The organism is Mycolicibacterium wolinskyi, assembly GCF_002101965.1.
GTDB classification, from domain to species: domain Bacteria; phylum Actinomycetota; class Actinomycetes; order Mycobacteriales; family Mycobacteriaceae; genus Mycobacterium; species Mycobacterium wolinskyi.
The window spans coordinates 73,981-88,437 of sequence record NZ_LQQA01000010.1; the positions used below are offsets into that span (position 1 = coordinate 73,981).

The window sequence follows — 14,457 nt, forward strand, 5'->3', positions numbered from 1 at the left end:
GCCAGAGTGACGCTAAGGTCAGCGCAGCAAGGGAAGGGGCCTATGGACAGCCAGTTCACCGTCAGCCAGAAGCGCGCGCTGGCGGTCGTCACCGTGCTCGCGCTGTTGCTCGGCGCGTACTTCCTGCGCACCTTCTTCATCCTGATCGTGATGGCCGCGGTGGGCGCATACCTGTTCTCGCCGCTGTACCAACGGTTTCGGCGCAGATTCGGCACCGGTATCTCGGCCACGCTGACCGTGTTCGCGGCGGTGCTCATGGTCATCATCCCGGTGTCGCTGATCGTCTTCCTCGCGATCGTGCAGATCTCGCAGATGGTCAACGCGGTGAGCGCGTGGGTCGCCGAAACCGACCTCAGCACGCTCGGGGACCGCACCCTGCAACTCATCAACTCGCTCGCCGCACGCGTGCCGTTCCTCGACATCCACGTCACGCCGGAATCGTTGCGCGGCACCATCGTCACGGTGTCGCAGCGCGTCGGCGAATGGCTGCTCGGTGTCCTGCAAGGTGCGGTCGGCGGCATCGTCGGCGCGCTGACCGCGTCGGTCATCTTCCTGTACGTGTTCATCTCGCTGCTGGTCAACAAGGACGAGGTGGCGACCCTCATCCGCAGGCTCAACCCGCTCGGCGAGGAGATCACCGACCTGTACCTCGCCAAGGTCGGCGCCATGGTCAAGGGCACGGTCAAGGGCCAGTTCGTGATCGCGTTGTGTCAGGGCGTCGCGGGCGCGGTCTCGATCTACATCGGCGGCTTCCACGACGGGTTCTTCATCTTCGCGATCCTGCTGACCGCGCTGTCGGTCATCCCGCTCGGCGGCGGGATCTTGTCGATCCCGTTCGGCATCGGAATGATGTTCTTCGGCAACATCATCGGCGGCATCTTCGTGGTGGTCTGGCACCTGCTGGTGGTGACCAACATCGACAACGTGCTGCGGCCGATCCTCGTGCCGAAGGCCGCGCGGCTGGACTCCGCGCTCATGTTGCTCTCGGTGTTCGCCGGTATCGCGATGTTCGGATTCTTCGGCCTCGTGATCGGGCCGGTGCTGATGATCATCATCGTGACCACCGTCAGCGTCTACCTGGCGGTGTTCAAGGGTGTCGAGCTCGAGGCACCCGAACCCGACAAGCCGCGCAAGAAGTTCTGGTGGCCCTTCAAACGCAGATCCGAGCCGGCTGCCGAAAGCGAACCGGAAACCGATGGCGAGGACCAGCCCGAACCGACTACCCCACCAGTCGTTCCGTGAGGAACTCCACGACGCGTTTGCGCGCCTCGTAGGCGGGGTGGCCGTCGACCTCGCGTACCTGGTCGGTCAGCACCGAGTGAGCTGACGGCAGGATGTCGTGCTCGTTGCCCTTCATCGAGTTGATCTCGATGACCTCGAACGCGTCGCCGAGCCTGGCCTTGAGCGTCGTGAACCGCTCACCGGGCGCCATCCAGTCCTGGCTGAACCGCAGGCCGAGCGCGCACAGGCCGTCGTTGGCGGCCCGCTGCTCGACGATCTTGAGCTCGGCTTCCGACAGTCCCGGGTCTCGTTTGTGCTTGGGCGTCAACGGAAGCGGAAGTGACGGCTGGCTGAGCACCGGGGCCAGCACGCTGTCGTCGACGGCCGCCGCGAGCGCGAACCCACCGGTGAAGCACTGCCCGATCACGCCGACTCCCTTGCCCGGCGTGCTCGCGTTGAGGTCACGTGCGAGCGCGCGCAGGTAGTGCGCGACGGGCCGGTCGGCGTTGGTCGCGAACGCCGCGAATTCTCTTGTCACGCAACCTTTGAGCAACACCGGTATCGCGCCGGGCCGCAATGCGGGGGCGCCGGGTGTGCCGAACAGCGACGGCGCGGCGACGGTGAACCCGTTGTCGACGAGATGGTTGCCGAGTGCCAGCACGCCGGGATGAAGACCGGGCATCTCGGGGATGAGCACCACACCCGGGCCCTCGCCCTTGCGGTACACGTCATGGGTCTGGCCGGCGGCGGTGAACGGCGCGGCGGTCCAACCGGTGAGATCGGCTTCCGGAGCGGCCCCGGGCTTGCGAGCGGTCATCACTCATCCTTCTTGGCCCAACGTGAAGAAGATCGCGAGATTCTCGAGAATTCTCGCGATCTTCTTCACGTTGGGCACCTAGCGCTTGACGGGCAAGGGCGACTGCTTCTGCGTCGCACCCGCAAGCGTACGGTACTCATCCGTACCGCCGGCACCGGTGATCGCGATCTGCGCCGCGCCGCCGGGGCCGTTCAGCCGCGTCGTCCATACCGACTCGGGGTCGGAGCTCTCGTACACCACCCACGTCACCCCGTCGACGTCCTGCGTGCCCGACGCATACGAGTCCGGCTTCATCGAGGACACCAGCGCGGTCTCGTCGGCGTTGCTCTGCGTGAGGCTGAGGTACATGCCGCTCGGCGCGAGGTATCCGACCCGCGACAGGACGGCCCGGCCGTGCTGGCCGTTCGGCAACGTCACGCCGCCGTCGATGCCGCCGCGGCTGCCGGAGTTCGCCTGCCAGCCCTCGGGGAGCGCGGGCAGCCGGATCGGGATCTTGAGCGCATCGGCATCGGCCTGCAGTGCGGCGGGGGCGTCGAATTCGGGCACCGGGCCGGGGCCCGGGCCACTGCCCTGGAATGAGCACATGCCCAAGAGCCCTGCGAGGACGACACACGCCACCACCAGCGGAGCCATCGACCAGAACATGTCACGGCCGTCTTGCAGAAGCCGTGACTTCGCCGGCTTGGGCGCCGGGGTGGGCTGGGTGGTCATGATTGCCAGTATCCCAGCCCGCCGACCGGGGTCATCAGCGCGGCGAACGGCCACTCGCTCGCCAACTTGACGTCGGTTACACGATCCGCCTGCGTGACAGTGCGTGATCTGCACGAATGCACGGTTCGCAGGATCTTGCAAACGCAAACTGCTACTGGATCGATACTGATGAAACTGACGCGCTCGCTCGCATCCCGCCTCCCAATTGACGAGCCTGTTCTGGGAGAATCACCGCCATGAGTCCCACGCGCGGCGAAGCCCCGGATCGAAACCTTGCCCTTGAACTCGTCCGGGTAACCGAGGCGGGAGCCATGGCCGCGGGCCGTTGGGTCGGCCGCGGCGACAAAGAAGGTGGTGACGGGGCCGCCGTCGACGCCATGCGCGAGCTGGTCAACTCGGTTTCGATGCGCGGTGTCGTCGTCATCGGCGAGGGCGAGAAGGACAACGCCCCGATGCTCTACAACGGGGAAGAGGTCGGCAACGGCGACGGCCCGGAATGTGATTTCGCGGTCGACCCCATCGACGGCACCACGCTGATGAGCAAGGGCATGCCGAACGCGATCTCGGTGCTCGCGGTCGCCGAGCGCGGCGCGATGTTCGACCCGTCGGCGGTGTTCTACATGAACAAGATCGCGGTCGGGCCCGAAGCCGTCGACGCCATCGACATCACCGCCCCGATCGGCGAGAACGTCCGCCAGGTCGCCAAGGCCAAGGGCCTGTCGGTGTCGGACATGACCGTCTGCATCCTGGACCGCCCGCGTCACGAGCAGCTGATCGCCGACGTCCGTGACACCGGCGCCCGGATCCGGTTGATCTCCGACGGCGATGTCGCGGGTGCGATCTCGGCATGCCGTCCGCACTCCGGCACCGACATGCTCGCCGGCATCGGTGGCACGCCGGAAGGCATCATCGCCGCCGCCGCGATCCGCTGTATGGGCGGCGCGATCCAGGCCCAGTTGGCACCCAAGGACGACGAGGAACGGCAGAAGGCCGTCGACCGCGGCTACGACCTGGACGAGGTCCTGGTCACCGAGCACCTGGTGTCCGGCGAGAACGTCTTCTTCTGCGCCACCGGCGTCACCGACGGTGACCTGCTCAAGGGTGTGCGTTACGCGAGCGGCGGCTGCACCACGCAGTCGATCGTGATGCGATCCAAGTCCGGCACGGTCCGCATGATCGAGGCCTACCACCGGCTGTCCAAGCTCAACGAGTACTCCGCGATCGACTTCACCGGGGACTCGTCGGCGATTCAACCCCTGCCCTGACAACCCACACATCTCAAAGGGAGCACATGTCCGACAAAGCCGTCGACGCATCAGGTGAAGGCGAGTACCGCATCGAGCACGACACCATGGGTGAGGTCCGGGTTCCGGTCAACGCCCTGTGGCGGGCACAGACCCAGCGGGCCGTGGAGAACTTCCCGATCTCGTTCCGCGGTCTTGAGCGCACCCAGATCCGCGCGCTCGGGCTGCTGAAAGCGGCCTGCGCCCAGGTCAACAAGGATCTCGGTCTGCTGGCGCCCGAGAAGGCCGACGCGATCATCGCCGCAGCCGGTGAAATCGCCGACGGGCAGCATGACGATCAGTTCCCGATCGACGTGTTCCAGACCGGCTCGGGCACGAGCTCGAACATGAACACCAACGAGGTGATCGCCTCGATCGCGGCCCGCAACGGCGTGACGGTGCATCCCAACGACGACGTGAACATGTCGCAGAGCTCCAACGACACGTTCCCCACCGCGACCCACATCGCCGCCACCGAAGCCGCTGTGCGCCACCTGATTCCGGCCCTGGAGGTGCTGCACGAGTCGCTGGCCGCCAAGGCCCGGCAGTGGCGGACCGTGGTGAAGTCGGGCCGCACGCACCTGATGGACGCCGTCCCGGTGACGCTGGGCCAGGAGTTCGGCGGGTACGCCCGCCAGATCGAGGCCGGCATCGAGCGGGTCAAGGCGACCCTGCCGCGCTTGGGTGAGCTGGCCATCGGCGGCACCGCCGTCGGCACCGGGCTCAACGCGCCCGACGGCTTCGGCGCCAAGGTCGTCGAGGTGCTGGTCAACCAGACCGGCCTGGCCGAATTGCGCACGGCCGTGGACTCATTCGAGGCCCAGGCCGCCCGTGACGGGCTGGTCGAGGCGTCCGGCGCCCTGCGCACCATCGCGGTGTCGCTGACCAAGATCGCCAACGACGTGCGCTGGATGGGTTCGGGCCCGCTGACGGGCCTCGCCGAGATCCAGCTCCCCGATCTGCAGCCGGGCAGCTCGATCATGCCGGGCAAGGTCAATCCCGTTCTGCCGGAAGCGGTTACGCAGGTGGCGTGCCAGGTGGTCGGCAACGACGCCGCGATCGCGATGGGCGGCGCGTCGGGAGCCTTCGAACTCAACGTGTACATCCCGATGATGGCGCGCAACCTGCTCGAATCGTTCACGCTGCTGTCGAACGTGTCGAAGCTGTTCGCCGCGCGCTGCATCGACGGCCTGGTCGCCAACGAGGAGCATCTTCGTGAGCTGGCTGAGTCCTCGCCGTCGATCGTGACGCCGCTGAACTCGGCGATCGGCTACGAGGAGGCCGCCAAGGTCGCCAAGCAGGCGCTCAAGGAGAAGAAGACCATCCGCCAGACCGTGATCGACCGCGGGCTGATCGGCGACAAGCTGTCGGAGGCCGAGCTCGACAAGCGCCTCGACGTGCTCGCGATGGCCAAGGTCAAAGACGGCGACTGACCCTTCCTCTTCTTACGGCGAGCAGTCCCCCGCAAGCGGGACTGCTCGCCGTAAGTGACTTTCTGCTCTACCGCTGAACATCCCGCACCGGCATCGTGGAACGGTGACCACCGGCTTTCCCGACGGCGAGACCGTGCGGACGGCAATGTCTCTGGCGGTTCGCGCGCCGTCGGTGTACGACTCGCAACCGTGGCGCTGGCAGATGGGTGCCGACAGCCTGTGCCTGTATGCCGACCGTACGCACCATCTGCCTGACACCGACGGCCGCGACCTGCTGCTGAGCTGCGGCGCGACCCTGCACCACTGTGTCGTCGCGCTGGCCGGGCGGGGATACCAGGCCACCGTGCACCGGTTGCCCGACCCGGCCGACCCCGGTCTTCTGGCCGCGCTCACCGCCGGACCTCGCGTCCCCACCGACGCCGACGTGACGCTGGCGGCGGCCATCGGCCGTCGCCACATCGACCGTCGGCTCTACTTTGACCGCGAGGTCTCCCTCGCCGACATCGCGTTGATGGGCGCGAGGGCCGCGCGAGCCGGGGTGACGTTGCGTCGCGTCGAGTCGTTCACCGATCTCACCCCCATCATGGATGTGGCTCGCCAGATCTCCGACCGCGGTGTGGTGGTGGCGCTCGGCACTCGCGATGACGACGATCTGGCACGGCTGCGCGCCGGGGAGGCGATGAGCCTCGTGTTGCTCACCGCGACCGCACTCGGGCTGGCTACCTGCCCGCTCACCGAGCCCCTCAAGATGGCACAGGCGCGAGCGGCGTTGCGCGACGAGATCTTCGATGGCCGCGAGCATCCGCAGATGCTCATCCGGCTGGGTTGGGCACTCGATGATGCCGCCGCGCTGCCCGACACTCCGCGCCGCCAACCGGCATAGACGCTAGGCCGGTAAAGGCGCCACCCAGTGCAGCAAAGTGCCTCCGCCCGAATGGTTTTCGACCGTCAACTGCCCGCCGGACTGGGCGGCACGCTCACGGAGATTCACCAGCCCGCTCTCGGTGACCGGCCCGGTGATTCCGCGGCCGTTGTCAGCGACTTCGATGCTCAGATCGTCGTCGACTTTCACCCGAACAGTGAGTTCGGTTGCGCCCGAATGTCTTACCGCGTTGCTGACGGCTTCGCGCAGCACGGCCTCGGCATGATCGGCCAGCGCGGAATCGACGACCGACAGCGGTCCGACGAACTGCGTGGTGGTGTGTAGCCCGGCACCGGAGAACTGCGCGATGACCTCGTCGAGCCGCTGGCGCAGCCGGGTGCTTCCGAACTGCGAACCGTGCAAATCGAAGATGGCCGTGCGGATGTCCTGTATGACGGCCTGCAGGTCGTCGACGCTCGCGGCGAGCCGCTCCTGCACTTCGCCGGACCGGGCCCGCGGGATCGTGCCCTGCAGCGACAGGCCGACGGCGAACAGTCGCTGGATCACGTGGTCGTGCAGGTCTCGGGCGATGCGGTCGCGGTCGGTGAGGACGTCGAGTTCGCGCATCCGCCGCTGTGAGCCGGCCAGCTGCCAGGCCAGCGCGGCCTGGTCGGCGAACGCGGCCATCATCTCCAACTGCTCGGCGGTGAACGGCCGGGTGTGCTCACCACGCAGTGCCACCAGAACGCCGGCCACGGCATCGGTGGCGCGCAGCGGCAACACGAGGGCGGGGCCCGAGAGGCCGGCGACACCGATTTCCGACCCGGCGACGCGGCGCGGCGTGCGATCCAGATACGCCTGTCCGGTCGCCGTCCCACCGACCGCGATCGTCGACAACAGCGCACCGTCGGGCACCACACCCGCCGTCTCGGCGACCACGAGCTCGTCGACGTCGGAGGCCTCCGGATCCGCCGGAACGGCCACGAGTGTGCCTTCTGCATCGGTGAGCTTGAGCGCCTCGACCGCCACCAGCCGGAACACCGTGGCGGGATCCGTTCCGGACAGCAACTCGGTGGCGATGTCGCGTGTGGCGGCGATCCACGACTGACGGGCTTGCGACTGCTCGTAGAGCCGGGCGTTGTCGACGGCGATACCCGCGGCGGCAGCCAGCGCCTGCACCAGGACTTCGTCGTCTTCGCTGAACGGCTGGCCGTTGGTCTTGTCGGTCAGGTACAGGTTGCCGAACACCTTGTCCCTCGTGCGCACGGGCACCCCGAGAAACGTCCGCATCGGCGGATGGTGGGACGGAAAGCCCACCGACGCCGGGTGTAACCGAATGTCTTCGAGACGAATGGGTTTCGGGTCATCGATCAACACACCCAGGACGCCGCGGCCCTCCGGCAGCGGCCCGATCTTGTACCGGGTCTCCTCATCGATGCCCTCGTAGATGAACTCGGTGAGTTCGTGGCCCTCGCCGCGCACACCCAGTGCGCCGTAGCGGGCGTCGACGAGTTCGATCGCGGTATGCACGATGGTCTTGAGCGTGACGTCGAGCTCGAGGCCCGATGTCACCACGAGCATGGCCTCGACCAGACCGTCGAGCCGATCGCGCCCCTCGACGATCTGCTCGACGCGGTCCTGGACCTCGCTGAGCAGTTCGCGCAGCCGCAGCTGCGAGAGCGTGTCACGCAACGGCGCCATCCGCTGCTCGTCGTCGGGCGCAGGCCCATGCCCAGTCACGTCCCCCATGCTGGCATTGCTGCCTGTCGAGCACCAACCTTCACACGGCGCCCGGCTCGGGGCCGAAACGGAATCGGCGTCCGGTGATTCGCGTCGGCGTCACCCGCACCCAGTGGGTCTTCGCGGTAGCGGTCCACGGCAGCAACTGCGCCCGCTCGGCAGCGTCGAGTTCGTCGTCGGTGCGCAGCGTGTGCGCGACACCGCGCACGATCACGCTCCAGCCCTCGGCCACGTTGTGTTCGTCGGCCTCGAACAGCACCTGATGGTTGATCGCCGCACTGATCAGCTTGGTGCCCTCCGCCGTTCGGAACAGGATCGTGCGGCCCTGCACCGCGAAATTCACCGGGAAGATGTGTGCCTCGTTGTCGACCGTGGTGACAAGCCGCCCCAGCGCGACACTGCCGAGCAGTTCCCAGCTCTCCCGCTCCGAAAGGATCGTGACCGCATCGTCCCCGGCCGGCTTGGCCGGGCTCACCACTGTGCCGACTTCATAGCTCATGTATTCGAGATTATTGAGCGCGGCAGCCGGCGACCACGGGCGAAAAGCCCCGGTTGCAGGGACTAAAGTCCCCTGCGGTCCAGCTTCGACGCGAACACTGCGGCCTGTGTGCGACGTTCCATCCCCAGCTTCGCCAGCAACCGCGACACGTAGTTCTTGACGGTCTTCTCGGCCAGGAACATCCTCGCCGCGATCTGCTTGTTGGTCAGCCCTTCACCGAGCAGGTCGAGCAGAACTCGCTCCTGCTGCGTGAGCCCCGAGAGCGGGTCGGAACGCTCGGCGTCGCCGCGCAGCTTGGCCATCAGCGCCGCCGCGGCCCGGTTGTCGAGCAGCGAGCGGCCCGCGCCGACGTCCTTGATCGCCTGGGCGAGCTCCATGCCCTTGATGTCCTTGACCACATACCCGCTCGCGCCGGCCAGGATGGCGTCGAGCATCGCCTCGTCGGACGTGTACGACGTCAACATCAGGCACCGCAGATCCGGCATCCGCGACAACAGATCCCGGCACAGCTCGATCCCGTTGCCGTCGGGGAGCCGGACGTCGAGCACTGCGACGTCCGGCTTCAGCGCGGGCACCCGGGCCAGCGCCTGGGCCACCGAATCGGCTTCCCCGATCACGTCGAGTTCGGGATCGGCGCTCAGCAAGTCGATCAGACCACGCCGCACCACCTCGTGGTCGTCGACGAGAAAGACCCTGATCATCCCCCGAGTCTCACAACCGCTGCTGCCGATCGCAAGTGAGCAGCGAGCAGTCGGAGTCGGCCAACTCACTGACCCGGCCGTGTTCGGGGCCGACCACCACGAGCTGCACCGAGTCGCGGTGAGCCGCCAGATAATCCAGTGCGCTGCCGTCGCCTGCGACGGTCTGCACAGTGAGCTCCGGATAGCGCCGGCGCCAGCGGGTGAGCCTGCGGTCGAGTTGCGCCTGGGCCAGCCGATTGCGATCCTCGAGCGCGGACGCGTCGTACATATCGCTGTAGCGGTGCTGCCACGTCGTCATCACGCACAGCGGTGCGCCGCGCAGCCGGGCCTCGTCGACACCGGCCTGCAGCGCGGTAGTGCTCGACGGCCGCCCGTCGAACTCGACCAGGATTCCTCCGGCTCCGGAGGCGGGTGTGCGGACCACGGCCACCGGGCAGTGCGCCGATTTGGCGACCGTCGCCGCCGTCGCGCCGATGCGGCCGCGCGCGGCATCGTCTCGGCCGGTGGCGCCGACACACAGCATCGCGGCGGACCGCGATGCCTCGAACAGTGCCTCAATCGGCTTGTCCTGTACCACTTCCAGCTCGATCTTGACGGGTTGCTCGGTCGCTTCTACCGCGGTGTAGGCCTGCCGGATGGCGAGTTCGGCTGTCGCCAGCGCGCGGGCGGCGCACTCGTGGTCGGAGCCGTTGTCGGTCGGGTCGATGGCGTATATCAGGCGCAACGGAATGTCGCGGCTGACAGCCTCTTTGACCGCCCAGATGGCGGCATCCAACGCGCTTTGCGATCCGTCGATTCCGACAACCACCGCATGTGCAGTCGACATCAATATCTCCTAGGCGAAGGTGAGGATGGCTTCGACGGGCCGGCGCGGCGTGGGCGGCGGCACGTCTTCGAGGGCGGGCGCGATGCCGATCCGGATGAGGACCTGCGGGCAGGCGTCCCGGTCTATCAGTCTGCCGATGATGTCGCGGCTCGCGTGCAGTTCGGTCACGTGGGTCACCGGGCAACTGCCCAGTCCGGCGAGCGTGCATTCCAGCAGCGCGGTCGAAAGCGCCTCACCGGCGTCGAGCGCATCCTCGCGGCTGTAGCCGTCGGTCGAGAGCACCACGATCGTCGCGGAGTCTTCGTTGACGCCCGTGCGGCGTTCGCTGTGTGCGGTGACCGGGAAGGCCCGCGACAACCCGACCCGTTCGCTTTCCTCCGCGGACACCAGCGAGCTCTGCGGGATACCGTCTTCGGTGGCGAACGGCGTTGTCCACCAAGCGAGCTCAGCGTGGTACGCCGAGTCGTAGAGGCGCAGCGATTCCGTCAGCGCGGCAGCCTCGGCCAGCTCCGGCCGGTCCTCGTCGCTGAGCACGTCGAGGTGCACCGGCCCGTCGGCGAGCCGGGCACGCAGCAGCGGCTCGAACGAATCCCAGTCCGCATACGTCGCCATCGGCAGCCGGTCGGTGCGCCGCGCGAGGATCGCGTCGGCGCGCCGGCGATGCGCATCGGTCACGAACTGCATGGGGCTGAAATGCACGGTCGCCAGATGGTCACGGTTGTTCGGATTGGGGAACCGCTCGACGGAGGTCGCCCAGCCGGACGCCGCCAGCGCGACGCGCAGATGATCCAGCATCACCCCACAGCTGACAACGGCCTCACGCGACGAGCGGTCCGTCGAATGCACCACCCGATTGGGGTCGAGAAACAGTTTCAGACCCTCGTCGTCTGCCACCCAGCGCCACGGCTGAGTGTTGTGCAACGACGGCGCACGCGACGCCAACTGCACGGCGGCGGTGATGGTTGCGGTGTCGATCATGGTGTCGGGCATGCCACCAGCCTCGTCGCGTACGCCCGTGCGGGTTAGGGTCTTTGGTCCTCAACCCGGTGCGATGTGCGTCTCAGGCACCGTTGTTCGGCCCGCCGGAGTTGGCCCCGGGGATGTCGGTGATCGGGAAGTTCGGCATGGGCGCCGGTGACGGGGTGTTGGGCAGCGACGGGATGTCTGCCGGTGGGATGTCGGTGAGCCCGTTGACGGGCGGGCCGTTCTCGCGGCTGCCGTAGGCACTGCCGGGTTGACGCTCGCCGAGCAGATGGCTGACCGTCACGAGGTGGTAGTCGTTGGCCCGCAGCACCGGGATGAACTGATACACCAGATCCACCGTGGACGAATAGGTGTCGTGGAACAGCACCACCGAGCCGGGCTTGATCTGGGTCATCAGCATGTAGCGCGTGGCGGCGGTGTTGGCGTCGTTGGCCCAGTCGAACGGGATGACATCCCAATTGATGTCGGCCAAACCCTGCTTGCCGGCTTCGGCCAGTACCTGATCGTTGATCAGACCGCCCGCAGTGCGGACGAGTTTGGGTCGGCTGCCCGTCGCGGCCTCGATCGCGTCATTGGCCTTGCTGAACTGTGCCGCGATGTCCTCAGGCGGAATCGTGGTCATGTTCGGGTGTTCCCACGTGTGGCTGCCGATCTCCATGCCGGCCTCGGCGATGCGCTTGGCACCGTCGGGGTTGGCCGCCACCTTGTTGCCGATCAGGAAGAACGTCGCCTTGGCGTCGTTGTCGTTCAGGATCTGCAGCAGACGGTCGGTGTACGGGCCGGGGCCGTCGTCGAACGTGAACGCGACACACTTCTCGACCGCACAGTCGACATCGTCGGCGCCGGCTTTCCGGACGTGGCCGGTGAGAGCGCCGATGACCAGCACCGCCACGGCGACGACGACACCGAAGACGGTCCATCGCCACGCCTGCCGGTCAGCGGTGCCTGCCACTCCGGCAGCCTACCGGCCGTGCGTTTTGTGCACCGCGACCGGCGGCAGGCGCCGGTCGCGGTGCACAAAATCACTCACGGCAGGGCGCCGGGGCTGATCTCCTCCAGCATCTCGGTCACGAGCGCCGCGATCGGCGAGCGTTCGCTGCGCTGCAACGTGATGTGGGCGAACAGCGGGTGGCCCTTGAGCTTTTCGATGACCGCGGCCACGCCGTCGTGCCGGCCGACCCGCAGGTTGTCGCGCTGCGCGACATCGTGCGTGAGCACCACCCGTGATCCCGCGCCCAGGCGCGACAGGACGGTCAGCAGCACGTTGCGCTCCAGGGACTGGGCCTCGTCGACGATCACGAACGAGTCGTGCAACGAACGGCCCCGGATATGGGTCAGTGGCAGGACTTCGAGCATGCCGCGTGACAGCACCTCTTCGAGAACGGCCGGGCTGGCCAGGCCTTCGAGGGTGTCGAAGACGGCTTGCGCCCACGGCCCCATCTTTTCGCTCTCGCTGCCCGGCAGGTACCCGAGATCCTGGCCACCGACGGCGTACAGCGGACGGAATACCACGACCTTGCGCTGGGTGCGCCGCTCCAGCACCGCCTCCAGGCCCGCGCACAGCGCCAGTGCCGACTTTCCGGTGCCGGCCTTGCCGCCCAGTGACACGATGCCGACCGACTCGTCGAGCAGCAGGTCGAGGGCGACGCGTTGTTCGGCTGACCTTCCCCGGAGGCCGAACACTTCGCGATCACCCCGGACCAGCTGCACCCGCTTGGCGGCGTTGACCCGGCCGAGCGCATGTGAGTTACCGCCCAGGAGCCGAATACCGGTGTGGCACGGCAGGTCCCGTGCGTCTGCCAGATCGATCTCGCCATCGGCGAACAGCGTGTCGATGTCCTCGGCGGCGACGTCCATCTCGTCCATCCCGGTCCAGCCGGAGACGATGACGTCCTGCGCGTGGTACTCGTCGGCGGCCAGGCCCACCGCGCCCGCTTTGACGCGCAGCGGGATGTCCTTGCTCACCAGCGTGACGTGCTTGCCTTCGGCGGCGAGATTGGCCGCGCACGTCAGGATGCGTGAATCGTTGCTCTCGGTGCGAAAACCAGCAGGCAGCACCGAAGGATCGCTGTGATTCAGCTCGACATGCAGCGTACCGCCCTGTGTCCCAACCGGAATCGGCTGATCCAGCCGTCCGTGCTCGAGCCGCAGATCGTCGAACATCCGCAGCGCCTGCCGGGCGAACCAACCCAGCTCGTGGTGATGCCGTTTGGCCTCGAGCTCGCTGATGACGACCAGCGGGACCACCACTTCATGCTCAGCGAAGCGGGTGCATGCCCATGGATCGGACAGCAACACCGACGTGTCGAGCACATAGGTACGGACAGCGTTATCAGTCACGTGGCGCTCCTAGAACTCGCGCGGCCCCACCCGAGCTTCTCGGTGGACACTGCGGCACCAGGACCGGGGCCGGTCCTCTCGTGATCGAAACGATCGGTACCGCCCGGACAGCAGAGCATGTCGCTAGCCATCGGATTCGACGCTACTCCCGCCACGGCGGGGTTGCTGGCTGGCGCGCCGGGTGTTTGGCGCCCGGCGCGTTACGGGTTCGTGAACTCCTGGAGTTGAGGTTCGCCCGCCAGACCCCAGGCAGCGATGCGATCGGAGATCACGGTGCGCAGCGCGGCCTTGTCGAAGATGCCCGTCTCGGCCACGAGCGCGACCTTGTCCCGATAGGCGTCGATGTCCGCGCCGATCACGTCGAGCTCGGCCGCGCGCGCGGCGATCGCCGCGACGGTCTCGTCGCGGTGTGTGCCCAGCAGATGCGTCACCAGGTTGGCGAAGAACTCCTCGTGGCGCTCCTCGTCCGCGGCGATACGGCCCATCATCGCCTTCAGCACCGGCTCGGCGACCTCCGCCTGGAGGTTGCGGCAGTAGACGGCGTGCGACCGCTCGAAGAAGGCCATGAACACCAGCGTCTCGATCTGGCTGTAGGTGTCGGCCCGGTAGCCCTTCATCACGTGCTCGACGCGCACGTCCTCGTTGGCGGTCGGGTCGATCTCGCGCGTGACGACGAGGTAGTTGCGCAGCGCGACGGCGTGCAGGTGTTCCTCGGCGGTCCACCGGCCGAGGAAGCGGCCCCACTTCTCTTCGAGAATGAAGTGCTCGACGAGCTCGCGGTGGTAACCGGCCAGGTTGTCCTTGGTGATCAGCAGGATCTCCAAGGCGTCGGTCACGTTCTTCGGCAACGTCACCTGCGACGGATCCCAGTCCTTGCCACCGAGGAAGGCGAAGTTCTCTCCCTGGTCGAACGGCACGTAATCGTGTGCGTACCAGAGGTCCTCGGTGTCCAGGTGGCGACGCAGTTCGGCGTTGACAACCGGCTCGAGCTCGAGGGTCAGCGCGTTAGGGACAGGTTTCTGTGCCATGAAAGTAACTGT

General features: G+C 67.2%; 14 protein-coding genes. 4 read left to right on the forward strand and 10 right to left on the reverse strand.

Annotated elements, in window-relative coordinates; translation table 11 throughout:
• Positions 1-42: 42 nt before the first annotated feature.
• Positions 43-1,242 (forward strand): AI-2E family transporter, encoded by a 1,200-nt coding sequence (locus AWC31_RS09105; protein ID WP_085143976.1) that lies wholly within the window; start codon positions 43-45, stop codon positions 1,240-1,242.
• Here AWC31_RS09105 and AWC31_RS09110 read toward each other — a convergent pair.
• Positions 1,220-2,038: a dienelactone hydrolase family protein gene (locus tag AWC31_RS09110; RefSeq protein WP_085143978.1), complete on the reverse strand. Its 819-nt coding sequence runs from the start codon at positions 2,036-2,038 to the stop codon at positions 1,220-1,222. The two genes, AWC31_RS09105 and AWC31_RS09110, sit on opposite strands and share 23 nt — an antisense overlap.
• Positions 2,039-2,116: 78 nt before the next feature.
• The gene (locus AWC31_RS09115; RefSeq protein WP_067844715.1) at positions 2,117-2,749 is read right to left on the reverse strand and encodes a DUF4245 domain-containing protein; all 633 of its coding nucleotides are present in this window, start codon (positions 2,747-2,749) and stop codon (positions 2,117-2,119) included.
• Positions 2,750-2,985: 236 nt separating this feature from the next.
• Between AWC31_RS09115 and glpX the strand changes: the two genes are divergently transcribed.
• The 3 genes from glpX (at position 2,986) to AWC31_RS09130 (ending at position 6,348) form a co-directional block, all read left to right on the forward strand.
• Positions 2,986-4,014 carry a class II fructose-bisphosphatase gene (gene glpX, locus AWC31_RS09120; protein ID WP_067844684.1) on the forward strand — a complete coding sequence of 343 codons (1,029 nt, stop codon included), beginning with the start codon at positions 2,986-2,988 and terminating at the stop codon, positions 4,012-4,014.
• A gap of 26 nt (positions 4,015-4,040) precedes the next feature.
• Positions 4,041-5,465, forward strand: coding sequence for a class II fumarate hydratase (locus AWC31_RS09125; protein WP_067844682.1), 1,425 nt, complete (start codon positions 4,041-4,043; stop codon positions 5,463-5,465).
• A gap of 103 nt (positions 5,466-5,568) precedes the next feature.
• Entirely contained in the window at positions 5,569-6,348 is a 780-nt protein-coding gene (locus AWC31_RS09130) for a nitroreductase family protein (protein WP_085143979.1), read from the forward strand.
• Positions 6,349-6,351: 3 nt separating this feature from the next.
• On the opposite strand, the gene AWC31_RS09135 is transcribed toward AWC31_RS09130, so the two are convergent.
• The 8 genes from AWC31_RS09135 to AWC31_RS09170 all read right to left on the reverse strand — a co-directional run bounded on the left by AWC31_RS09135 (position 6,352) and on the right by AWC31_RS09170 (position 14,445).
• Positions 6,352-8,076 carry a GAF domain-containing sensor histidine kinase gene (locus AWC31_RS09135; protein ID WP_085143981.1) on the reverse strand — a complete coding sequence of 575 codons (1,725 nt, stop codon included), beginning with the start codon at positions 8,074-8,076 and terminating at the stop codon, positions 6,352-6,354.
• A gap of 31 nt (positions 8,077-8,107) precedes the next feature.
• Complete coding sequence (locus AWC31_RS09140) at positions 8,108-8,566, reverse strand: pyridoxamine 5'-phosphate oxidase family protein (RefSeq protein ID WP_085143982.1); 459 nt, start codon at positions 8,564-8,566, stop codon at positions 8,108-8,110.
• 62 nt (positions 8,567-8,628) lie between these two features.
• A complete protein-coding gene (dosR, locus tag AWC31_RS09145) occupies positions 8,629-9,267 on the reverse strand; it encodes a hypoxia response regulator transcription factor DosR/DevR (RefSeq protein ID WP_085143984.1) in 639 nt (212 codons plus the stop codon).
• 10 nt (positions 9,268-9,277) lie between these two features.
• Positions 9,278-10,093, reverse strand: a complete 816-nt coding sequence (locus AWC31_RS09150) for a universal stress protein (protein WP_085143986.1) — start codon at positions 10,091-10,093, stop codon at positions 9,278-9,280.
• A gap of 9 nt (positions 10,094-10,102) precedes the next feature.
• Positions 10,103-11,083: an Acg family FMN-binding oxidoreductase gene (locus AWC31_RS09155; RefSeq protein ID WP_085143988.1), complete on the reverse strand. Its 981-nt coding sequence runs from the start codon at positions 11,081-11,083 to the stop codon at positions 10,103-10,105.
• 70 nt (positions 11,084-11,153) lie between these two features.
• Positions 11,154-12,029 carry a polysaccharide deacetylase family protein gene (locus AWC31_RS09160; protein ID WP_085143990.1) on the reverse strand — a complete coding sequence of 292 codons (876 nt, stop codon included), beginning with the start codon at positions 12,027-12,029 and terminating at the stop codon, positions 11,154-11,156.
• Positions 12,030-12,103: 74 nt separating this feature from the next.
• Positions 12,104-13,417, reverse strand: a complete 1,314-nt coding sequence (locus AWC31_RS09165; RefSeq protein WP_067844666.1) for an RNA 5'-3' helicase PhoH2 — start codon at positions 13,415-13,417, stop codon at positions 12,104-12,106.
• Between the two features lie 200 nt (positions 13,418-13,617).
• Positions 13,618-14,445 (reverse strand): acyl-ACP desaturase, encoded by an 828-nt coding sequence (locus AWC31_RS09170; protein ID WP_085143991.1) that lies wholly within the window; start codon positions 14,443-14,445, stop codon positions 13,618-13,620.
• Between the last annotated feature and the right edge of the window lie 12 nt (positions 14,446-14,457).